This window comes from Nocardioides sp., assembly GCF_041393715.1.
Classification (GTDB): Bacteria; Actinomycetota; Actinomycetes; order Propionibacteriales; family Nocardioidaceae; genus Nocardioides.
The window spans coordinates 99,372-119,209 of record NZ_JAWKJQ010000008.1 but is presented as its reverse complement, the minus strand read 5'-3'; the positions used below and the strand labels follow the sequence as shown (position 1 = coordinate 119,209).

Annotated in this window: 25 protein-coding genes and 1 pseudogene; 11 read left to right on the top strand and 15 right to left on the bottom strand. The window is 72.1% G+C overall.

Translation table 11 applies throughout. The features are described from left to right. Nucleotides 1-66 precede the first annotated feature (66 nt). Genes R2740_RS14080 through R2740_RS14070 form a run of 3 tightly spaced genes read right to left on the bottom strand, consistent with a single transcriptional unit; the run spans nucleotide 67 to nucleotide 2,338 of the window. On the bottom strand, nucleotides 67-918 hold the full coding sequence (locus tag R2740_RS14080; protein WP_371303322.1) for an Fpg/Nei family DNA glycosylase: 852 nt from the start codon (nucleotides 916-918) through the stop codon (nucleotides 67-69). Next, nucleotides 911-1,420 (bottom strand): ribose-5-phosphate isomerase, encoded by a 510-nt coding sequence (locus R2740_RS14075; protein WP_371303321.1) that lies wholly within the window; start codon nucleotides 1,418-1,420, stop codon nucleotides 911-913. Before R2740_RS14075 ends, R2740_RS14080 begins: the two co-directional genes overlap by 8 nt. 24 nt (nucleotides 1,421-1,444) lie before the next feature. Continuing rightward, nucleotides 1,445-2,338 (bottom strand): alpha/beta hydrolase, encoded by an 894-nt coding sequence (locus R2740_RS14070; protein ID WP_371303320.1) that lies wholly within the window; start codon nucleotides 2,336-2,338, stop codon nucleotides 1,445-1,447. Between the two features lie 78 nt (nucleotides 2,339-2,416). Here R2740_RS14070 and R2740_RS14065 point away from each other — a divergent pair, with 78 nt between their 5' ends. Genes R2740_RS14065 through R2740_RS14045 form a run of 5 tightly spaced genes read left to right on the top strand, consistent with a single transcriptional unit; the run spans nucleotide 2,417 to nucleotide 4,909 of the window. Beyond that, entirely contained in the window at nucleotides 2,417-2,797 is a 381-nt protein-coding gene (locus tag R2740_RS14065; RefSeq protein ID WP_371303319.1) for a DUF2568 domain-containing protein, read from the top strand. 60 nt (nucleotides 2,798-2,857) lie between these two features. Continuing rightward, the gene (locus R2740_RS14060) at nucleotides 2,858-3,313 is read left to right on the top strand and encodes a hypothetical protein (RefSeq protein ID WP_371303318.1); all 456 of its coding nucleotides are present in this window, start codon (nucleotides 2,858-2,860) and stop codon (nucleotides 3,311-3,313) included. A gap of 5 nt (nucleotides 3,314-3,318) precedes the next feature. Beyond that, on the top strand, nucleotides 3,319-4,158 hold the full coding sequence (locus tag R2740_RS14055) for a hypothetical protein (protein WP_371303317.1): 840 nt from the start codon (nucleotides 3,319-3,321) through the stop codon (nucleotides 4,156-4,158). Nucleotides 4,159-4,168: 10 nt separating this feature from the next. Beyond that, nucleotides 4,169-4,504: an MGMT family protein gene (locus R2740_RS14050; RefSeq protein ID WP_371303316.1), complete on the top strand. Its 336-nt coding sequence runs from the start codon at nucleotides 4,169-4,171 to the stop codon at nucleotides 4,502-4,504. 45 nt (nucleotides 4,505-4,549) lie between these two features. Further along, complete coding sequence (locus R2740_RS14045) at nucleotides 4,550-4,909, top strand: hypothetical protein (protein ID WP_371303315.1); 360 nt, start codon at nucleotides 4,550-4,552, stop codon at nucleotides 4,907-4,909. 62 nt (nucleotides 4,910-4,971) lie between these two features. Here the strand turns inward: R2740_RS14045 and R2740_RS14040 are convergent, their stop codons facing one another. From R2740_RS14040 to R2740_RS14010, 7 genes are all read right to left on the bottom strand, one after another. Further along, nucleotides 4,972-5,250, bottom strand: a complete 279-nt coding sequence (locus R2740_RS14040; protein ID WP_371303314.1) for a hypothetical protein — start codon at nucleotides 5,248-5,250, stop codon at nucleotides 4,972-4,974. Between the two features lie 373 nt (nucleotides 5,251-5,623). Continuing rightward, nucleotides 5,624-5,806, bottom strand: a complete 183-nt coding sequence (locus tag R2740_RS14035) for a hypothetical protein (protein ID WP_371303313.1) — start codon at nucleotides 5,804-5,806, stop codon at nucleotides 5,624-5,626. After that, nucleotides 5,803-6,495, bottom strand: coding sequence for a hypothetical protein (locus R2740_RS14030; protein ID WP_371303312.1), 693 nt, complete (start codon nucleotides 6,493-6,495; stop codon nucleotides 5,803-5,805). Before R2740_RS14030 ends, R2740_RS14035 begins: the two co-directional genes overlap by 4 nt. Nucleotides 6,496-7,143: 648 nt before the next feature. After that, nucleotides 7,144-7,320 carry a hypothetical protein gene (locus R2740_RS14025; RefSeq protein WP_371303311.1) on the bottom strand — a complete coding sequence of 59 codons (177 nt, stop codon included), beginning with the start codon at nucleotides 7,318-7,320 and terminating at the stop codon, nucleotides 7,144-7,146. A gap of 217 nt (nucleotides 7,321-7,537) precedes the next feature. Then, a complete protein-coding gene (metG, locus tag R2740_RS14020) occupies nucleotides 7,538-9,118 on the bottom strand; it encodes a methionine--tRNA ligase (RefSeq protein WP_371303310.1) in 1,581 nt (526 codons plus the stop codon). Nucleotides 9,119-9,169: 51 nt separating this feature from the next. Then, entirely contained in the window at nucleotides 9,170-10,267 is a 1,098-nt protein-coding gene (locus tag R2740_RS14015) for a peptidoglycan recognition protein (RefSeq protein ID WP_371303309.1), read from the bottom strand. Between the two features lie 10 nt (nucleotides 10,268-10,277). Continuing rightward, complete coding sequence (locus R2740_RS14010) at nucleotides 10,278-10,895, bottom strand: DsbA family protein (RefSeq protein ID WP_371303308.1); 618 nt, start codon at nucleotides 10,893-10,895, stop codon at nucleotides 10,278-10,280. Nucleotides 10,896-10,977: 82 nt separating this feature from the next. On the opposite strand from R2740_RS14010, the gene R2740_RS14005 reads away from it, so the two are divergent. Together R2740_RS14005 and pepN are read left to right on the top strand one after the other, a co-directional pair. Continuing rightward, complete coding sequence (locus R2740_RS14005; protein WP_371303307.1) at nucleotides 10,978-11,112, top strand: hypothetical protein; 135 nt, start codon at nucleotides 10,978-10,980, stop codon at nucleotides 11,110-11,112. A gap of 33 nt (nucleotides 11,113-11,145) precedes the next feature. After that, entirely contained in the window at nucleotides 11,146-13,704 is a 2,559-nt protein-coding gene (pepN, locus tag R2740_RS14000) for an aminopeptidase N (RefSeq protein WP_371303306.1), read from the top strand. On the opposite strand, the gene R2740_RS13995 is transcribed toward pepN, so the two are convergent. After that, entirely contained in the window at nucleotides 13,701-14,045 is a 345-nt protein-coding gene (locus R2740_RS13995; RefSeq protein WP_371303305.1) for a hypothetical protein, read from the bottom strand. The genes pepN and R2740_RS13995 overlap by 4 nt on opposite strands. 98 nt (nucleotides 14,046-14,143) lie before the next feature. Between R2740_RS13995 and R2740_RS13990 the strand changes: the two genes are divergently transcribed. Further along, a complete protein-coding gene (locus R2740_RS13990; protein ID WP_371303304.1) occupies nucleotides 14,144-15,097 on the top strand; it encodes a mechanosensitive ion channel family protein in 954 nt (317 codons plus the stop codon). A gap of 46 nt (nucleotides 15,098-15,143) precedes the next feature. Here R2740_RS13990 and R2740_RS13985 read toward each other — a convergent pair whose 3' ends face one another. Next, a complete protein-coding gene (locus R2740_RS13985) occupies nucleotides 15,144-15,569 on the bottom strand; it encodes an OsmC family peroxiredoxin (protein WP_371303303.1) in 426 nt (141 codons plus the stop codon). Between the two features lie 114 nt (nucleotides 15,570-15,683). On the opposite strand from R2740_RS13985, the gene R2740_RS13980 reads away from it, so the two are divergent. Continuing rightward, nucleotides 15,684-16,070 (top strand): globin, encoded by a 387-nt coding sequence (locus tag R2740_RS13980; protein WP_371303302.1) that lies wholly within the window; start codon nucleotides 15,684-15,686, stop codon nucleotides 16,068-16,070. Here the strand turns inward: R2740_RS13980 and R2740_RS13975 are convergent. Both R2740_RS13975 and R2740_RS13970 read right to left on the bottom strand, forming a co-directional pair. Then, on the bottom strand, nucleotides 16,059-16,958 hold the full coding sequence (locus R2740_RS13975) for an acyl-CoA thioesterase (protein WP_371303301.1): 900 nt from the start codon (nucleotides 16,956-16,958) through the stop codon (nucleotides 16,059-16,061). The genes R2740_RS13980 and R2740_RS13975 overlap by 12 nt on opposite strands. Before the next feature lie 73 nt (nucleotides 16,959-17,031). Continuing rightward, a complete protein-coding gene (locus tag R2740_RS13970) occupies nucleotides 17,032-17,214 on the bottom strand; it encodes a hypothetical protein (protein ID WP_371303300.1) in 183 nt (60 codons plus the stop codon). Between the two features lie 164 nt (nucleotides 17,215-17,378). Here R2740_RS13970 and R2740_RS13965 point away from each other — a divergent pair, with 164 nt between their 5' ends. Continuing rightward, entirely contained in the window at nucleotides 17,379-17,966 is a 588-nt protein-coding gene (locus R2740_RS13965) for a TetR/AcrR family transcriptional regulator (RefSeq protein WP_371303299.1), read from the top strand. 102 nt (nucleotides 17,967-18,068) lie between these two features. Further along, a pseudogene (locus R2740_RS13960) lies at nucleotides 18,069-19,287 on the top strand (acetyl-CoA C-acetyltransferase). Nucleotides 19,288-19,308: 21 nt separating this feature from the next. On the opposite strand, the gene R2740_RS13955 reads toward R2740_RS13960, so the two are convergent. Continuing rightward, on the bottom strand, nucleotides 19,309-19,794 hold the full coding sequence (locus tag R2740_RS13955; protein WP_371303298.1) for a MarR family winged helix-turn-helix transcriptional regulator: 486 nt from the start codon (nucleotides 19,792-19,794) through the stop codon (nucleotides 19,309-19,311). Nucleotides 19,795-19,838 lie beyond the last annotated feature (44 nt).

The following is a 19,838-nucleotide window of genomic DNA, read 5'->3' as shown; positions in this document are numbered from 1 at the left end:
GCCGGTGCGATCGCGCGCTCGACGCTCATCTTGTCCATGTCCCTCGGGGCAATGGGGGGTTGAACTTCACTGTACGGCGCGGGAACGGAACCTGCGCTGACATTGGCCACACCAGAACAAGTTCCTGCCCGCCATCGGGGAAGTGCGCACGAGGGTGCCGCACACCAGGCAGGGCTGTCCAGACCGTCGATAGACGTAGACCTCGCCCCCGTGGTCGTCCTCGCGGGCCGGGCGACCCATCGCCTCAGGGGTGTGCTCGGGCCGGACGGTGTCGATCCGCCCGAGCCGGACGCCGTCGGCCATCAGCCCGACCAGGTCCTCCCAGATCGCCAGGAACCGAGAGCGGCGCAGCGTGCGGCCCGGGCGGAACGGGTCGATCCGCTGCCGGAAGAGGACCTCGGCGCGGTAGACGTTGCCGACGCCCGCGATCACGTCCTGCTGCATCAACAGCTCGCCGATCGGCCGGGCCGACCGGTGCACCCGCTCCCAGGCGCGCGTGGGGTCGGCGTCGGGCCGCAGCGGGTCGGGTCCCAGGCCGGCCAGCACCTCGTCTCGGCGGGCGCCGGTGACCAGGTCGCAGCGGGTGGCGCCCCGCAGGTCGGCGTACGACCACCGGCCGGGGCCGGTCCGCGCCACCAGCCGGAGCCGCACCTGCCCCACCGGCGGCGGGACCTCGGCGGCTCCCTCGGTCACGGCGAAGCCGCCGATCAGGCCCAGATGCACGTGCACGACGTGGTCGTGCTCGAACTCGACGAACAGGTGCTTGCCGGCCGCGTCGGCGGCGAGCAGGCGGGTGCCGTCGAGGACCGCCGCCTCCGTCCCGAACCGGCCCTGGGGTGACGACGCGGACACCGTCGCGCCCGCGAAGGCGGCGGTGAGGTCGTCGGCCAGGCGACGGAGCGTGTGCCCCTCAGGCATCGCCGCCGGGACGCTGTGCGGAGGCGGGCAGCGCCGGCAGCTCACCGGTCTGTTCGTAGACCGCCAGCTGGCCGATCCTGCGGACGTGCCGCTCATCACCGCTGAACGGCGTGGCCAGGAAGACCTCGACGAAGTGGAGCATGTCCTCGATCGGATGCAGCCGACCGCCGACCGACACCACGTTGGCGTCGTTGTGCTGGCGGGCCAGCTCCGCCGTCTCCACGGACCAGACGAGTGCCGAGCGGACCCCGCGCACCTTGTTGGCGGCCATCTGCTCGCCGTTGCCGGAGCCGCCGACGACCACGCCGAGCGCCTCGACCCCGGCCTCCTGGTCGGCGACGACGCCCTCGGCGGCCCGCAGACAGAAGACGGGGTAGTCGTCGAGGGCGTCGTAGACGAACGGGCCGTGGTCGACGGGTTCGTGGCCGTGGTCGGTGAGCCAGGCGACGAGGCGGTCCTTGAGCTCGAGGCCGGCGTGGTCGGATCCGACGTGAACGCGCATGCGGCGATCCTCTCAGGGTCGGTGTCAGGTGCCGTGGTGGAGTCGGAGGAACGCCGCCACCTGGCGGAGCACGGGCTCCGCGGCGTCGAGGTCGGGCGACCGCCAGAAGCCGTGCACCTGGCCGAGCTGCCGGCTGGCCACGACCTCGACCCCGGCCTCCGCGGCGCGGCGGGCGAGCTCCTCGCCCTCGTCGCGCAACGGGTCGTGCTCCGCGGTCACGACCATGGTCGGCGGCAGGCTGCCGATCTCGGTGGAGAGCAGCGGCGCCAGGTCGGGGTCCTCGAGGTCGCCGGGCCGCCCGGCGTACTGCTGCCAGTACCACGCCGCGGCCGCCGGCTCGAAGCCTCCGTGCTCGGGCTCGGCGTAGGACGGGAACGAGCACGTCGGGTCGAGGAACGGGTAGATCAGCCCGAGCGCCCGGAACCGGCCGGGATGACGCAGCGCCGCCCCGAGCGCCAGGTTGCCACCGGCGCTGTCGCCATGGAGGTACGCCGGCCCGTCCAGGGCGGCCTCGGCCGCGTGCTCGTCGAGCCAGGCCACCACGGCGTCCACGTCCTCGACGGCGGCCGGGAACCGGTGCTCGGGGGCGAGCCGGTAGTCCACGCTCAGCACCGCGATGCCGGCCGCGTCGGCGAGCCGGCGACAGGGAGCGTCGTGGACCTCCACGTCGTGGAACACGAAGCCGCCTCCGTGGAGGTGCACGATCACCCCGGGCAGCGCACCCGCGGGTCGGTAGAGGCGGCACGGCACTCCCCCGGCGTCGAGGTCACGGACGCCGTCGAGCTCCGGGCCGGGCGTCGCGGCGGCCAGCCGGCGCGCCTCCGACCGGGACGCGGCGATGTCGAACTCGGGGTCGTAGATCGGCATCGCTGCCGCGGCTCGTTCGACGTCGGCCCGCACCTGTGGATAGAGCGCCACCGCCGTCACCGGCCCCTCGACGCGTCGACCTCCGTCATGGCGGCGACCCTACCCGGCCCGCTGGCTAGGATCGCCGCCATGGCCGAGCCCGGTGACGAGGCGACGAGCACCTCCGCCTCCGCGGTCGGGTGGCTCGTCCTGACCGGCGTGTTCCTGGCGGAGCTGGCCGCGCTGGCCGGGCTGTTCGTCTGGGGGCTGGACGCCTCGGGATGGCTGGTCGGCCTCGGCGCGGCCGCGCTGGCCGCCGTGGCCTGGGGGCTGTTCGCGGCGCCGAAGGCGCGCTTCCCGCACCCGGTCGCGCGGCTGCTGGTCAAGCTGCTCGTCTTCGGCTCCGCGGTGCTGGGACTGTGGGTGGCGGGTCACACCGGCTGGGCGGTCGCGCTGGCCGTCCTCGCGCTGGCGGTGCACGCACTCGCGCTGCTCCCCGGCGTCCGCGCGGTCGACCCGCGCGGCTTCTGACCTCGCCGGTGTCCCCGCGCCCGGCGCGGCGGGGCTGGGTCGCCGACCTAGGATCACGCCATGGCCTGCAGACGACGAGCCGGGCTCACGGCGCTGCTGCTGGCCACGGCCCTCGGCGGTTGCGGCCTGGTGCCTTCCGCCCCCAGCGACCCGACACCGTCGGCGTCGCCCACGCAGCAGTCGGGCACCAGCACCTCCGACTACGACCCGACGCCGGAGGACTTCTCGGCGATCGAACAGGCCATGCGGGTGCGAGCGCGCGCGGTGCGAGACGGTGACCGGGACGCCTTCCTGTCGGTCGTGGACACCTCGGACCCCGACTTCGTGGAGTCGGAGGGCGTGCTGTTCGACAACCTCTCGAAGCTCCCGGTGAGCCACTACTCGCTGCATGCCGACGAGGTCTATCTGACGCCGGCGACGCTCTCCGACGCACCGGACCGCTTGGCGCCGCAGACCGTCGAGGAGGTGCAGATCACGGGGTCGACTCGCGCCCGGCGGCCTATCCGGTGCGGCTGACCTGGGTGAAGCGCGGCGACCAGTGGCTGCTGGGCGCCGAGGGCTCGCGCACGTCGGCCACCCGGTCGCGGCCGGCGGACAGCCGGCCCTGGCTCGGCGGACCGGTCGTCGTACGCTCCGAGGGCGGGACGATCGTGGTCGTCGACGCCGACCAGCAGGCGCAGGCCCGGCCGCTGCTGGAGGCGGTGCGCCGGGGCATCCGCGTCGACGCCGAGGTGCTCGACATGGCCCCGCGCTACGACGTCCTGGTCGACGCGACGAGCAACGGCGACGCCACCAAGATGAACAGCCTCGACGACCAGGAGGCGGCCGCCGTCACCTTCACGGTCTTCTCCCGACCCACCGACCACCGGCCGGCCAGACTGGCCGGGACCCGGATCCAGGCCAACCCCGACCATGTGGGCTACCTCCTCGACGACACCGAGGTGCTGCGCCACGAGCTCGTCCACTTCCTGACCGTCCACGACGGTCCGCAGCCGCGCTGGGTCGGCGAGGGCCTCGCGGTCTACGTCTCGCGAGCGCCCGCCGGCCCCGGCGACCTGAGGTACCCCACGGCGACGTACGACGACATGATGAAGGTCGCCGCGCTGGGCCCGCCGGCGTCCGGGAGCTTCGGCCTGGACCCGCAGGTCGACTATCTGCTGGCCTGGTGCTCGGTGACCTATCTCGTGGACCTGCACGACGTCGCGACGTTCCGCACGTTCTCCCGCGCGTTCCAGCCCGAGCGCGGTCGCCCCTTCCCCGACCTGCAGGTGCCCGACCTGCTCGACCGGTTCTACGGGATCACCTCCGAGCAGCTCGACCGGGGCACCGCCCAGGTCTGTCGCTCGGTCCAGCACGGCTAGGCATCGACGCATGGACGAAGGCGTCGTGGAGCGGGTGCTGCGGGCGGTCGAACAGGTCCCGCGCGGCCGGGTGGTGGCCTACGGCGATCTCGCCGAGCTCGTCGGCATCGGTCCGCGCCAGGTCGGACGGGTGATGTCGCTGTACGGCAGCAACGTCACCTGGTGGCGGGTCACCAACGCCTCCGGCGACCTGCCCGCGAGCCTCGCCGACGAGGCGCGCGCCCGCTGGGCCGACGAGGGGGTCACCTGGAAGCCCAACGGCGTCGGCTGCCGGATCACCAAGCATCGCGCCGACCTCGCCCGGCTCGCCGACGACTACGAGCGGGCGGTGGCCGACCTCGGGTGACCCGGCGCGGCCCTCCCCTGGCGTCGGGTCCGTAGCATCGGCCCGGTGAGCAGTCGCCGGACCACCCTGGGCCTCTGGCTGGCTGCCGGCCTCCTGCTCGCCGTGAGCGGCTGGCTGCTGATGGACAACCCCACGGTGGACATCGCCGCCGCAGACGTCGGAGGCCACGGCCCCGCCGGAGCCGTCGGCTGCTCGATCGCGCCCTACGACGCGGGGTTCTACGGGAACGACGATCCCCCGGGCGGCGAGCACTCCACGGCGTACGCCGACGAGGTGGCGGCCAGCTGCTACGCCGCGAACCTCACACGGTTCCGCCTCGCCGGTGCCGCCGGGGTGGGGGCCCTGGCCCTCGCGGTGGCCGCCGTCGTCAGCCTGGCCCGGCCTCGGCCCGACCGCCGTCGGTAGCTCCTCGGATGCTCCTCCCGCGGTGGTTCCCGCGGTCCGGACCCGCCGTGATCGGGACCTGACTAGGGCGTCGTCAACAGTCCTCGGGCCACGCGCTTGGCGAGGTCCACGCCCTCGTCAGGCGAGGCGTCCGGCGCCATCGCCGCGAATCTCTGAACCAGGACGACGAGCACTCGGTCGTCGACATGCACCACCAGATCGGCATCCTGGCGACCGTCGATCTCTGCGGCGGCTGTCAGCCCGGGTAGTCCCGTCACCGTGACCGCAGTCGTGGTCGTCCGTGCCGCCGGCGAGCCGAAGCGGACGATGTCGTCCAGCAGGTCACCATGGTCGCTCCACACCTCGACCTGAACGACCAGACCCGCATCGGGGTTCGCCGCGAAACAGGCGTCATCACGACCGGGATGCGGGCATCACCTCTGCCGGCTGGGCCCATGGCCGGCCCTGCGAGGCCGGAACGAGCTCCGCGCACAGGTCACCCCGCCCCACCGGACCCGGCGAACCGACCTCGGGCCCACCGTCGTCGTCCTGAGACGAACATGCCGCCAGCGACGCGAGGCTCATCAGGGCGATCAGGACCGAGCAGGCCCGACGAACGCGCAGACCTCCGCTCCCTGGATGTGGTCGTGGGTCCCTCGCATTGTCCACGGTCCTCGGGCGTGCCGATGACCCCCGCCGGCGGCCCGAGTACGGCGGGGTGTCGGGGCGGGGTGGCTACTGGTCGGGTGGGTCGGGGTCGCCTCGACCAGGTCGATGAGGTGGCCGTCCGGGCCGGGGGTCGGGGGTGACGTCGCGGGTGCCGGTGTGGTCGACGAGCAGGCGGTAGCCGTGCGGGGTCGACCAGAGATAGGTCCCGGGTTCGATCACGGCGTAGCGCCACGGGGTGTGGGTCTTCAACCGATGATGGCTCCGGCAGAGTGGGGGCGATGTTGCAGCCGCAGGTCGGCCCCCGGTCGGGTCGGCCTCGTCGAACGGGACCACGTGGTCGTGGTCGCAGCCCGGGCTGGTCTGGTGCACCACGGGAACACACAGTGGCCGTCGCGGTGGTCGACCAGGGTCTTGAGGCGGTCGGGGACCTCGTACTGATCCACCCGGACATGGCCCGGCCAGGTCGAGGACCGGCTTGACGTCACCGTCGCGTCGGGGTGGCCACACCACGCCCGGATCTTGTCGGCGTCGATCGGGGTGCGGGTGTTCTCACACCGCCCCGGCCACCGGCCTCGCCGGTGAGCGCCTGCTCGGAGAGGTGCACGAACAACGTCACCGGCCGGACGCGCGTCGGACGGCCCGCGCCGTGCCCGACTGGGTGGCCGAGCCGGTCGGGTCGTCGTAGGAGAGGGCGAGCTGGGCGCGGACATCTCGCCGAGCGCGGTGGCCCGCCGGGCATCCAGGGACTCGGTCGACCCGGCGAGCTTCAGCTGCTCGGCACCGGCAGCGAGCGCCTGGTCGAGGTGGAGGGCGTCGGCCAGGTCCAGCTCACCCGTGACGGCGACGGTGCCGGTGAAGGACACCTGATCGGTGTGCACCTGCACGTGGCGCGTGTCCGCCACCTCGGGGTGGGGGTTCTCCGGGTCCTCCCGCTCCACCCCCTCACACCTGACACGGGCTTCGAGGATGAGGTGGTCGAGCTGACGGGCCGAGACCCGCCCCGCCACGATCGCGACCTGACGATCCACGAACCCCGCCGCAGCCGGGAGAGCGGAAGGGTGGCATCGGCGACCAAGGTCGCCCGCCACGCCGGCACCGCACCCGCCTGCACGGCCTTCCAGAGGTTCGGCAGCCGGTAGCACAGCTCAACGCCCGCCCGACCAACCGCCGCCCGGCGTCGGTGGTCAGCCCCAGCGCGGTGGCGAACTCCGCCACCGCGAACTCCGCAATGTCCGGGCACCCTCACCCGCCAACGGCACGCACCTGCCGGCCTCCCACCAGTACGCCGCATCCCCCGTGTCCGTCGGCTCGTGCAGCGCCGCCCACTCCACCGCCGCCACCAGCTTCGCCGCCGCAGCCGCCTGCTCGGCACGCATCGCCGCCCGGCCGTCGCCAACACCCGATCCGGAGACCCCGGGACCGGGACCTCCGCGAACGCGCTGGCTGACTGGCTCATGGGTCAAGCCAACCAGGAGCCACCGACAATCACGCCTGCTCAGACCCTGTTTGTCCCACCTCGTGAGACAACAATCGAAGAAATCTCGATCGGCCGTCGAGCCCCCCGACCGCCTGCGATGGGGCGGGTCTCAACCGCCCCGCAGCACCGAGCTCCAGCGGAGCCCGAAGCGGACCGGACGCCGCCAATCCGACGGCACCAGCAGCAGACCTCCGGCCCTCGCTGCCCAGGACCGCAACCACCAGCAGCCCGCAAGCCGCCGCACCGCCAGCACCGACAGCCGCCAGCCACGACCGTCGTCAGCCACCCAGCCGCGCCAGCTCCTCCTCGACGACCGACGGGTCGAGCTTGGTGAAGATCGGGGTCGGCTTGGCCACCGGGGCTCCGACGAGCACGGGACGCGACTCCCACCGTGGCGTGGTGGAGTAGTCGCCGGTGATGACGGGTACGTCGTCAGGCCGGCGCCGTTGTCGGGCTCGAGCTCCTCGACCTGCTCGATGCGCGGCATCGGCATGAACTCCCCCTCACCGCCCAGCGCCAGCCACACGGCGTTGGCGGAGTGCGGGAGGAACGGCGAGAGCAGCGTGTTGCAGTCGACCACGCACTGGGCGGCGACGTGCAGCACGGTCTCGAGCCGAGCCCGCTGCGAGTCGTCCTTCATCTTGTAGGGCTCGGTGACGGTGAGGTACTTGTTGACCTCGCCGACGATCCGCATCGCCTCGCCGATCGCGGCCCGAGCCGGTGCCCTCGATCAGCTCGCCCACCGAGGCGAACCCGTCGCGGACGGCGGTCAGCACGGCCTCGTCGACCGGCTCGAGGTCGCCGCACGCGGGGATCGCGCCGACGTTCTTGGCGATCATGGTGGCGGTCCGGTTGACCAGGTTGCCCCACCCCGCGACGAGCTCGGAGTTGGTGCGCTGCACGAACTCCGCCCAGGTGAAGTCGGAGTCGGAGGTCTCGGGCCCGGCCGCGCAGATGAAGTAGCGCAGCGCGTCGGGCTGGTAGCGCGACAGCATGTCCTGGACCAGGATCACGTGACCGCGGCTCGAGGAGAGCTGCTTGCTCTCCATCGTGAGGAACTCGCTCGACACCACCTCGGTCGGCAGGTTGAGGACGCCGTACTCGCCCGGCTCCCCACCGCGGTCGCCCAGGCCGGCGTACCCCAGCAGCTCGGCGGGCCAGATCTGGGAGTGGAAGGTGATGTTGTCCTTGCCCATGAAGTAGAACGACTCGGCAGCCGGGTCGTTCCACCACTGCCGCCAGGCCTCGGGGTCATCGCTGCGTCGCGCCCACTCGATGCTGGCCGACAGATAGCCGATGACCGCGTCGAACCAGACGTAGAGCCGCTTCGTCGGCTGCTCCTGCCAGCCGTCGATCGGCACCGGGATGCCCCAGTCGATGTCACGGGTCATCGCCCGCGGCTTGATGTCCTTGAGGATGTTCTGGCTGAACTTGATGACGTTGGGCCGCCACAGCCCGGTCGCCTCGCGCCCGTCGAGCCACTCACCGAGCGCCCCGGCGAGGGCCGGAAGGTCGAGGAAGAAGTGCTGGGTCTCGACGAACTCCGGCGTCTCGCCGTTGATCTTGCTGCGCGGGTCGATCAGGTCGATCGGGTCGAGCTGGTTGCCGCAGTTGTCGCACTGGTCGCCGCGCGCCTCGGGGAACTTGCAGATCGGGCAGGTGCCCTCGATGTAGCGGTCGGGAAGGGTGCGGCCGGTCGACGGCGAGATGGCCGACTGCATCGTCTGCTCGATCATGTAGCCGTTGAGCCAGTTCTGGTGGAACAGCTCCTGGGCGACGCGGTAGTGGTTGCCCGTCGTGGTGCGGGTGAACAGGTCGTAGGACAGGCCGAGGTCGACCAGGTCCTGCACGATGACCGCGTTGTAGCGGTCGGCCAGTTCCTTGGCGGGTACGCCGGCCTGGTCGGCGGCGACCAGGATCGGGGTGCCGTGCTCGTCGGTGCCGGACACCATCAGGACGTCGTGGCCGGTCATCCGCATGTACCTGCTGAACACGTCGGAGGGCACGCCGAAACCGGCCACGTGGCCGATGTGGCGCGGGCCGTTGGCATACGGCCAGGCGACGGCGGACAGGACATGGGTCATGGGCTGAATCCTAGGAGGAGGTGTCCACCGGATTCCCAGGCGTCCCGAGATTCACGAGAACCGGTCGACCCGATGCGCGGCGCGCTTGCGGATGTCCGGCAGCAGGTCGTAGAGCAGCTGACCCGGGCAGGCGGTCTGGTTGGTGTCGCGATGACCGTCGATCACCGGGAGCTTCACCCGCTCCCCCTTGGCGAAGAGGTCGCTCCCCTTGGAGGTGACCCAGATCTTGCCCTGCGGGTCGAGGCCGGCCTTGTCGAGCTTCCAGGCCGACAGCCGCACCAGCATCGTCACCACGTCGGCGCGCGGACTCTTGTCCTCGAAGTTGCCGATCACCGCGATGCCCGTCGAGGCGTGGTTGAAGCCGAGCGTGTGTGCGCCGCGGACCAGCTTGGCCGCACCGCCGGCCCGGCCGACCCAGGCCCTGCCGAAGCGGTCGACGAGGAAGTTGTAGCCGATGTCGGACCAGCCCAGCGTGTGCGTGTGGTAGCGGTAGATCGCCCGGATGATGCCGCGCACCTCCTTGCGCTTGTAGTCGTTGGTGCCCGCCGTGTGGTGGATGTGCACCTGCTTCAGCTTGGCGTTGTACCTCGGCTTGCCGTTGCGCCACCGCTCGTTGGCGCCCCAGTCCTTGCGGGTGTGGATCTCCGGGCGCGGGGCGCGCTTCGGCGCCGCCGCCCGTCCGGTCCTCGCCGCTGTCCGGCCTCCGGCGGCCGACTGCCGTTCGGGGTCGGCGCCCGGGTCGATCACGGTCAGCCGGGCGGTGCCGTTGCCACCCTCCACGCGCACGGCGACGGTGCCCGCCGACCCGACCCACTGCGGCTCGGTGCCCTCGACGGCCGAGGACTCGCCGAGGTCGGCCAGCGGCTCCCACGCCTCCCACCGACCACCGGGCAGCCGGAGCTCGACCGTCGGTGCGGCGCCGGTCCAGGTGACCGCCAGCAGCGCATGGCCCGACACCCGCCACCGCGACCGTCCCTCGGGCAGCCGGGCGGCGCCCTCGCGGGTCCCACCGGCAGCCACGGCGCGCAGCGGCACCCGGTCGACGGAGACGGCGGCCGACCCCACGGGCGCCGCGACGCCGACCGCGGGTGCCACCGCCGCGCCGACCGCCAGTGCCCCGCCCAGGGCACCGGCCGTCAGCCGCAGCATCCAGCGCACGTCAGCTGAAGTCCGGATCGCCGCAGCGGGCACGCTTGAGCTCGGAGAAGCACGGAACGCCCGCGAGGGTGACGCAGCCGTCCCAGAGACGACCGGCCTCCTCACCACGGGGGATCCGGCTGAGCACCGGCCCGAAGAAGGCCTTCCCGCCGATCGCCACCGTGGGGGTCCCCACATCGACCCCGACCCGGTCCATCCCCTCGAGGTGCGAGGCGGCCACCGCCTCGTCGAGCCCGGCGTCGTCCATGGCGTCGACCAGCGCCTCGTCGAGACCCACCTCGGCCACGGCGGCCGCGATCAGCTCGCGGGTGATCGGCAGCTTCTCGAGGTGGATGCGGGTGCCGAGCGCGGTGTAGAGCGGCAGCAGCACCTCGGCGCCGTACTTCTGCTCGGCGGCGATGCACACCCGCACCGGCCCCCAGGTGGGCTCGAGCTTCGCCCGGTGGGCGTCGGTGACGTCCAGGTCGCGGTTGAGGTAGGCCAGGCTCATGACGTGCCAGCCGACCGTGATGTCGCGCACCTTCTGGACCTCCAGGATCCACCGCGAGGTGATCCAGGCGAACGGACAGAAGGGGTCGAACCAGAAGTCGGCGTCGCTTCCACCTCTCGCGTCACTCACGTGCGCCACGGTAACAAGGCGGTATCAGCGGTCATCCCCACGGCTCCTCACCTGAGACCAACCCGCAACCGGAGGACCTGACATGGCCAGCAACCCTCTCGCCCTCGGCATCGCCACCCTGATGGCGCGCCGCCCCGACACCCGGCCGCAGCCGGTACGCCGGCGCGCACGACGCGCCCACGCCCGGACCCCGCAGCGCCGCGACGGGGACGGCTGACGCGGCTCACCCCCGCGGTGACATGATGCGGGCATGCCTGGAACCAACCTGACCCGGGACGAGGCCGCCACCCGTGGCTCGCTCCTGTCCGTCACCTCCTACGACATCTCGCTCGACCTGACCGTCTCCGACAAGGTCTTCGACAGCACGACCGTGATCCGGTTCTCGTGCGCGGAGCCCGGGGCGAGCACCTTCGCCGACCTCAACGGCGCGACCGACGTCCACGAGATCGTCCTCAACGGCGAGCCGCTGGACCCGTTCGAGGTCTACCGCGACCAGCGGATCCGGCTCGACGGACTGGCCGGCGACAACGAGCTGCGCGTCCACTGCGAGCTCCCCTACTCCCACACCGGGGAGGGCCTGCACCGCTTCGTCGACCCCGCCGACCAGCGCGTCTACCTCTACAGCCAGTTCGAGGTGCCCGACGCGCGGCGCGTCTACACCACCTTCGAGCAGCCGGACCTCAAGTCGGTCTTCACCTTCCACGTGACCGCACCCGACCACTGGGTCGTGGTGTCCAACTCGCCGACCCCCGACCCCGAGGGCCTCGGAGACGGCAAGGCGGTCTGGCACTTCCCGACCACCGAGCGGATGTCGACCTACATCACCGCCCTGGTCGCCGGCGAGTACCACGCCGTCTACGACGAGTACGCCGGCGCGCACGGCACCATCGCGCTGGGCCACTTCTGCCGCCAGTCGCTCAAGGACCACCTCGACCACGAGCAGCTCAACCTGATCACCAAGCAGGGCTTCGCGTTCTTCGAGGAGGCCTTCGACTATCCCTACCCGTTCGGCAAGTACGACCAGCTCTACGTGCCGGAGTACAACATGGGCGCGATGGAGAACGCCGGCTGCGTGACGTTCCGCGACGAGTACCTCCCCCGGTCCCGCCAGGTCCACGCGTTCTACGAGGCCCGGGCCAACACCGTGCTGCACGAGATGGCGCACATGTGGTTCGGCGACCTGGTCACCATGCGCTGGTGGGACGACCTGTGGCTCAACGAGTCCTTCGCCGAGTGGGCCAGCCACCACGCCATGGTGCACGCCACCGAGTTCACCGAGGCGTGGACCGGGTTCACCAACGCCCGCAAGAACTGGGCCTACCGCCAGGACCAGCTCCCCTCCACCCACCCGATCGCGGCCGACAACTACGACCTGCAGGCCGTCGAGGTCAACTTCGACGGGATCACCTACGCCAAGGGGGCCTCGACCCTCAAGCAGCTGGTCGCGTGGGTCGGCATCGACGAGTTCCTGGCCGGGCTGCGCGAGTACTTCCGGGCGCATGCGTTCGCCAACTCCGAGTTCGCCGACCTGCTGTCCGCGCTCGAGAAGGCCTCCGGACGGGAGCTGCAGAGCTGGGCCGAGGAGTGGCTGCAGACCTCCGGGGTCAACACGTTGACCCCCGTGTTCGAGCTCGACGACGAGGGCCGCTACGCCTCGTTCTCGGTGGCCCAGTCGGCGGCCCCGGAGTTCCCCACGATCCGCCGGCACCGGATCGGCATCGGCCTCTACGACCTCACCGACGCCGGCCTGGTGCGCCGCTCCTCGGTCGAGGTCGACGTCGAGGGCGTCTCGACCGACATCGCCGACCTCGTCGGCGAGCGGCAGCCCGACCTGCTGCTGCTCAACGACGGCGACCTGACCTACGCCAAGATCCGCCTCGACGAGCGGTCCCTGGCCACCGCGGTCGACCACATCGACCGGATCGACGACTCGCTGGCGCGCGCGCTGCTGTGGGGCGCGACGTGGGACATGACCCGTGACGCCGAGATGGCGGCGAGCGACTTCGTCGAGCTGGTGCTGCGCGGCATCGGTCTCGAGACCGACACCACCGCCGTGAGCCGGCTGCCGCTCTATGCCCGCACCGCGCTGCACTACTACTCCGACCCCGGCCATCGCGACGGCCTCGCCGACCGCTGGGAGGCCGGGCTGCGCGACCTGCTGGAGTCGGCCGCCCCGGGCTCCGACCATCAGCTGGCCTTCGCGCGGGCCTTCGCCGGCGCGGCCCACTCCGCCGCCGGTCTCGACCTGATCGAGGGACTGCTCGACGGCACCCGGACGCTGCCCGGCCTCGACATCGACACCGACCTGCGCTGGACGCTGCTGACCGGGCTGGCCAAGCACGGCCGCGCGGAGGCGGAGCGGATCGACGAGGAGCTGGCCCGGGACAACACCATCTCCGGCCAGGAGCACGCGGCGATGGCGCTCACGGTCCGGCCCACCCCCGAGGCGAAGGCGCAGGCCTGGCGCGACGCCATCGAGCGCGACGACGTGGCCAACGAGACCCAGCGGCAGATCGCCTACGCCTTCCCGGTGGCCGGCCAGGCCGAGCTGTTGGCGCCGTACCTCGAGAAGTACCTCGAGACCGCCGACACCATCTGGGACGAGAAGGGCACCCAGCGCGCGTCCACCGCACTGGAGTACATGTTCCCGATGCCGCTGATCTCACCGGAGACGCTGGCCCGGGTCGACGCCTGGCTCGAGGGCTCCGCGGCCAACCCGGCCGCCAAGCGCTACGTGCGCGAGGGACGCGCCGACATGGCCCGGGCCCTGGCCGCGCAGGCCAGGGACGCCCAGGGCGCCGTCGGCTAGCTGTCGGCGGGCTCCTCGGCGGCCTCGAGCGCCTCGGGCTCGTCACCGGCGAACAGCTCGTCGAGGTGCGCGGTGTCGTCCTCGGTGGCGGTGACGGCCGGCGACTCCTTCGCCGCGCTCGCCCACTGCGGGAACATGGCCAGCGCCGCGACCACGGCGACCAGCGCGAGCGGACCGAAGACGAAGACCGTGAGGGCGGCCAACCCGGAGACCGGGTCGGGCTTGCTCCAGCCCTCGGGCACCGCCGACGCGGGGCCCGCCAGGAGCAGCGCCCCAGCCATCGGCAGGAGGAGGGCGAGGGCGCGCCAGGCGCCTCGGGCGAGGGGGGTCCTGGTGGTCACGCCGCCAGGATAACGGCCGCGCGCGTCCGGCGTCGGGCCCGGTCCGGCTCGCGGGCCCAGGGCCCGGACCATCCGGACCGCCCGCCATACTGGCCCGCATGACCTGGGAAGAGGTGGGCCATTTCGTGGTCGGCTGGCCGCTGACCGTCATCCTCCTGATGATGCTCGGCCTGGTCGCGAGGTTCCTCCTCTACCGGGCCGTGGACCGGCTGGTCCGCCGGGCCGAGGAGGGCGTGCTCCCCGACCGGCTCACCCAGCTCAGCACCGACCCCACGCGGAGGGTGCAGCGGGCGCGGACCATGGGCAGCCTGTTCAAGAGCATCATCAGCGCCGTCATCGTGGCGGTCGTCGGCACGATGATCCTCAGCGAGTTCGTCGACATCGGCCCGATCCTGGCCAGCGCCGGCATCGCGGGCGTGGCCCTCGGGTTCGGTGCCCAGAGCCTGGTCAAGGACTTCCTGTCCGGCATCTTCATGATCTTCGAGGACCAGTACGGCGTCGGCGACGTGGTCGACGCCGGCGAGGCCACCGGCACCGTGGAGGCCGTCGGCCTGCGGGTCACCCGGCTGCGCGACGTCGACGGCACGGTGTGGTACGTCCGCAACGGCGAGATCATCCGGATCGGCAACAAGAGCCAAAACTGGGCGCGCAGTGTGCTCGACATCGGCGTCGCCTACGGCGAGGACCTGTCCCGGGTGCGCCGCATCCTCGAAGAGGTGGCCCACACGCTGTGGGAGGACGACGAGTTCCAGGGCGTGATCATCGAGGAGCCCGAGGTGTGGGGGGTGGAGGACCTCGCCGCCGACGCGGTGACGGTCCGGGTGACCCTCAAGACCGCGCCCCTGGAGCAGTGGCGGGTGGCCCGGGTGATGCGGGAGCGGATCAAGGCGCGCTTCGACCACGAGGGCATCGAGATCCCGTTCCCGCAGCGGGTGGTGTGGCAGCGGTCCGAGACCGACGACACCGACGCCGAGGCCGGTCACGACAAGGCCGGCGACGACAAGGCCGACGACACCGAGGCGGCGGCCACCGGAGCGGCGGGCGACGGCTGACCTCGCCGCTGCTCGGCAGCAGGCGGGCTCGGTCAGGCGGGCTCGGTCAGGCGAGCCGGGCGTCGAGCGTGATCGTGGTGCCGGTCAGCGCCGCGCTGACCGGGCAGTTGGCCTTGGCGTCCGCGGCGGCGGCGGCGAAGTCCTCCGCCGACAGGCCGGGCACCGTGCCCACCACGGACAGGTGGATGCCGGTGATCCCCTCGCCGGGCTGGAAGGTCACCTCGGCCTTGGTGTCCAGCGAGGTCGGCGGGGTCCCGGCCTGGTCGAGACCGTGGGACAGCGCCATCGAGTAGCACGCCGAGTGAGCGGCCGCGATCAGCTCCTCGGGACTGGTCAGGCCGCCGGGCGCCTCGGCACGCGCCGGCCACGAGACGTCGTAGGTCCCGAGCCCGGAGGAGGCCAGCGTCACCTGGCCGGCGCCCTGCATCAGGTTGCCCTCCCAGTGCGTGTCGGCGGTGCGGGTGGTGGCCATCAGCGGCTCCCTTCGACGGTGGCGGTCGGCTGCGGCAGACCCCTCGGGACCGCCTGCGGCGAGTCTGGCACGCCCCGGCGCCGGACCCCAGTGCCGGATCGGCAGAATGGACGCGTGACCACGTTCTACGACGAGATCGGCGGCATGGAGACCATCCGCACCATCGTGTCGGCGTTCTACGCCGGCGTGGCCGAGGACGAGACGCTCCGCCCGCTCTACCCCGAGGCCGACCTCGGTCCGGCCGAGGAGCGACTCACGTTGTTCCTGGCGCAGTACTGGGGCGGCCCCACGACGTACTCCGAGCGCCGCGGCCACCCGCGGCTGCGGATGCGGCACGCGCCCTATGCCGTGACACCGCACGCGCGGGACCGCTGGCTGCACCACTTCCGCGCCGGCCTCGACGCCGCCGGGCTGACGCCGGAGCAGGACCAGCGGTTCTGGGAGTACGCCCACCACGCCGCGATGTTCATGGTCAACGCGATGGACGAGTCAGCCGGCTGAGCCAGGGTCGTCCGACAGCGCCACCAGCCGCTCCCTCAGCGCCTCGGGCGGGCGGGTCGGCCGCTGCGCCTCGCTGTCCCAGAACACGACGACCACCCGGGCACGGGACAGCACCGTCTCGCCGTCGCAGATCTCGGCGACCAGCGTCATCGAGGTGGTGCCCACCCGCTCCACCTGGGTCCACAGGTCATAGCTGTCCCGGCGGAACAGGATCGGCACGTGGTAGTCCACGTCGATCTGCGCGACCACCGATCGCAACCCACCCGAGCCGGGGACCGAGTAGACCGCCCGCTCGGTCAGCCCCTCGGCGAGGCGCGACATCATCGCGATCCGGGCCTCCTGGAAGTACTCGAAGTACTTCACGTTGTTGACGTGGCCGTAGACGTCGACGTCGGAGAAGCGGACGTGCATGTCGTAGTGCGCCTCCGGGCGGCGCGGCACGACCGGCCGCGGCGCGCGGGCGACGCGCTCACCGGGCTCGTAGAACCGCTGGAGGCCGGCCCGCTCGTCGTCGGTCAGTCGGCGCGGGCGCTCGGTGCCGAAGACGTACGGCGTGAGCACCGTGGTCGCCCGCAGGTAGGTCGTCCGGCCGCTGTCGGTGTCGTCGACGACCTCGTAGGCGATGGTGAAGGAGGCCGCCCGGATCTCGGTGACCCAGCACTCGATGCGCACCGGCCGGAACCGGAAGTCCAGCGGCGCCAGATAGCTGACCTCGTGCCGGACCACGACCACCCCCTCGGCCAGGTCGTCGACCCGCCGGTCGGGTGCGTGGACCCGCAGCATGTCGACCCTGGCCTCCTGCAGGTAGTCGACATAGACCACGTTGTTGACGTGCCCGAGCAGGTCGAGGTCGGCCCATCGGACGGGACACTCGTAGACGTGGCGCACGCTCCGATGGTGGCAGACCCCGCGCCGAGGTGGCCTCGCCGCCTGCGGGCCGGACCGCCGGGAGCCGCCCGGGTCAGTGGGCGAGGACGAGGTGGCGGTAGTAGGCGGGGATCGACTCGTGGCGAGCCACCCGGGTCGCGCGGTGGCGCAGCAGGTCGCTGACGACGACCCCGACGGTGAGGGCCGCGGTGAGTGCCGCGATCGAGAAGAGGGCGATCAGGACCCAGGTGAGTCCGGGGAGCAGGTCGATGACCATGACAGGTCTCCTTTCGGGTTTCTACATTTGTAGACTCTACATCTGTAGAACACCGGATCGCTAGTCTTGCTTCCGCGCTCCGACGTGGCCGCGGTCACGTCCGTCGCGTCGCTCGCAGTCACGACGCGCCCACCGAGGCGTTCCAGAGAGGGGACCCACCCGACGTGCCCGACTCGCCCACGGTGCTGACGCCGCGTCGGCGCGAGCTGCTCGACGCGGCCCTCACGGTCACCGCAGCCCACGGTCTGCGCGGGCTCACCCATCGCGCCGTCGACCGGGAGGCCGGCCTGCCCGAGGGCACCTGCTCGGCCTACTTCCGCACCCGGCAGGCGTTGCAGCACGCTCTGGCCGGACAGGTGGCCCGGCAGCTGACCACGGACGTCGAGGACCTCTCGTGCAACATGCGGGACACCCCCGGTGACGTGGACCGGGCGACCGAGCTCACGACCGGTCTGTTCGCGCGCTGGCTCGGCTCGTCCGACCTGCTGCGTTGCCTGCTGGAGCTGACCCTCGAGGCCACCCGCGACGACGAGCTGGCCGCGGTGCTGGCCGGCTGGCGGGAGGACCTCGTCGGCGTGGTGGCGACGTCGCTGCAGCAGAACGGACACGACCGCGCACGGGAGCGGGCGGAGGCCCTGGTCTCGGCGTCGTACGGCGTCCTGCTGGCGGCGCTGCTGCGCCCCGCCGCGCGTCGTCGCACCGAGCTTGAGCAGCACCTCGCGCTGGTCTTCGCGGGCATCTTCACCGCGTGAGGATGCTCACCCACGGAGCGGGTGGTCGGCTCCCGACACGGGACTAGGGTGGGCGACAGTCGCCTCGGAACGTCCGGGTGGCCCGTCTCCCCGGAGGTTCCCATGCCCGAGGCCGTGATCGTCTCCGCCGCCCGCTCGCCCATCGGCCGGGCCGGCAAGGGCTCGCTGAAGGACCTGCGCCCCGACGACCTGGCCGCGACCATCGTCCGGGCGGCGCTCGACAAGGTGCCCGCGCTGGACCCGGAGGCGATCGACGACCTCTACCTCGGCTGCGGGCTCCCCGGGGGCGAGTCCGGGTTCAACATGGCGCGGGTGGTCAACATCCTCAACGGGATGGACTCGGTGCCCGGTGCCACCGTGACCCGCTACTGCGCCTCGTCGGTGCAGACGACCCGCATGGCCTTCCACGCCATCAAGGCGGGCGAGGGCGACGTCTTCGTCTCCGCCGGCGTCGAGACCGTGTCCCGCTTCGGCCACGGCACCTCCGACACCTGGCCCGACACCGAGAACCCCCGCTTCGCCGACGCGGTCGCCCGGACCGCCGAGCTGGCCCAGGGCGGCCAGGACTGGCACGACCCGCGAGAAGACGGCCGGCTGCCCGACGTCTACATCGCGATGGGACAGACCGCCGAGAACGTCGCTCGGATGCGTGGGCTGTCACGCCAGGAGCTCGACGAGTTCGGCGTCCGCTCGCAGAACCTGGCCGAGAAGGCGATCGCCGACGGGTTCTGGGAGCGCGAGATCACGCCGGTGACCGCGCCGGACGGCACCCTGGTGACCGGCGACGACGGCCCCCGGGCCGGCGTGACCTACGAGGCGGTGTCGCAGCTGCAGCCGGTGTTCCGGCCCGACGGGGTGGTCACGGCGGGCAACTGCTGCGCGCTCAACGACGGCGCGGCCGCGGTCGTGATCATGTCCGACACCAAGGCCGCCGAGCTCGGCCTCACTCCCCTGGCCCGGATCGTGGCCACCGGGGTCTCCGGCCTCTCGCCGGAGATCATGGGGCTCGGCCCGGTCGAGGCGACCCAGCGCGCGCTCGCGCACGCGGGGATGAGCCATCGGCGACATCGACCTCGTGGAGATCAACGAGGCGTTCGCGGCGCAGGTCGTGCCGTCGTACCAGGATCTCGGCATCGACCTCGACCGGCTCAACGTCAACGGCGGCGCGATCGCGGTCGGCCACCCGTTCGGCATGACCGGTGCCCGCCTGCAGAACACCATGCTCAACTCGCTCGACTGGCACGACAAGAGCACCGGCCTGATCACCATGTGCGTCGGCGGCGGCCAGGGCATGGCGCTGATCCTGGAGCGCCTCGGCTGAGGGGCGGGCCCGCGCCGCGGGCTACTGCCGGATGTCCATCTCCGGGTGGCCGACGACGAGCTGGTCGGCCACGGCGTCCATCACCCGGCCGAGGGCCTCGAAGTCCTCGGGGGTGGCCAGGTCGACCAGGTGGTTGCGGACGCCGGTCACGTGGGTGTGCGCCGCGGCGACCAGCAGCTCCCAGCCCTTCGGCGTCAGCCGGGCCAGGACGCCGCGCCGGTCGTCGGGGGTCTCGCAGCGCTCGACCAGCCCCTGCTTCTCCATCCGGCTCACGGTGTGGGTGATCCGGCTGCGACTGTGGGCCATCGCCCCGGCCAGCTGGGCCATCCGCAGCTGGCGGCCCTCGCCCTCGGAGAGCCGCACCAGGATCTCGTACTCGGCGAGTGAGAGCCCGTGGGCCGCGCGCAGCTCGTCCTCGAGGCGGTCGCTGAGCAGCGTCATGCCGACCAGCAGGGCTCGCCACGAGCGTTGCTGGGACTCATCGAGCCACTGTGTTCCCCCGGTCATGGGGTCAGTGTAGGAACCGGAGGACCGGTTCGGGGGTCGGCGCG

Excerpts from the sequence above, each read along its gene's own strand:
- R2740_RS14060 (WP_371303318.1), top strand. The coding sequence starts at position 2,858 with ATGGCCTGCAGACGACGAGCCGGGCTCACGGCGCTGCTGCTGGCCACG.
- R2740_RS14005 (WP_371303307.1), top strand. The coding sequence starts at position 10,978 with ATGGCCAGCAACCCTCTCGCCCTCGGCATCGCCACCCTGATGGCGCGC.
- metG (WP_371303310.1), bottom strand. The coding sequence starts at position 9,118 with ATGACCCATGTCCTGTCCGCCGTCGCCTGGCCGTATGCCAACGGCCCG.
- R2740_RS14065 (WP_371303319.1), top strand. The coding sequence starts at position 2,417 with ATGGCCGAGCCCGGTGACGAGGCGACGAGCACCTCCGCCTCCGCGGTC.
- R2740_RS13985 (WP_371303303.1), bottom strand. The coding sequence starts at position 15,569 with ATGGCCACCACCCGCACCGCCGACACGCACTGGGAGGGCAACCTGATG.
- R2740_RS14080 (WP_371303322.1), bottom strand. The coding sequence starts at position 918 with ATGCCTGAGGGGCACACGCTCCGTCGCCTGGCCGACGACCTCACCGCC.
- pepN (WP_371303306.1), top strand. The coding sequence starts at position 11,146 with ATGCCTGGAACCAACCTGACCCGGGACGAGGCCGCCACCCGTGGCTCG.
- R2740_RS13970 (WP_371303300.1), bottom strand. The coding sequence starts at position 17,214 with ATGGTCATCGACCTGCTCCCCGGACTCACCTGGGTCCTGATCGCCCTC.
- R2740_RS13955 (WP_371303298.1), bottom strand. The coding sequence starts at position 19,794 with ATGACCGGGGGAACACAGTGGCTCGATGAGTCCCAGCAACGCTCGTGG.
- R2740_RS13990 (WP_371303304.1), top strand. The coding sequence starts at position 14,144 with ATGACCTGGGAAGAGGTGGGCCATTTCGTGGTCGGCTGGCCGCTGACC.
- R2740_RS14050 (WP_371303316.1), top strand. The coding sequence starts at position 4,169 with ATGGACGAAGGCGTCGTGGAGCGGGTGCTGCGGGCGGTCGAACAGGTC.
- R2740_RS14015 (WP_371303309.1), bottom strand. The coding sequence starts at position 10,267 with ATGCTGCGGCTGACGGCCGGTGCCCTGGGCGGGGCACTGGCGGTCGGC.
- R2740_RS14075 (WP_371303321.1), bottom strand. The coding sequence starts at position 1,420 with ATGCGCGTTCACGTCGGATCCGACCACGCCGGCCTCGAGCTCAAGGAC.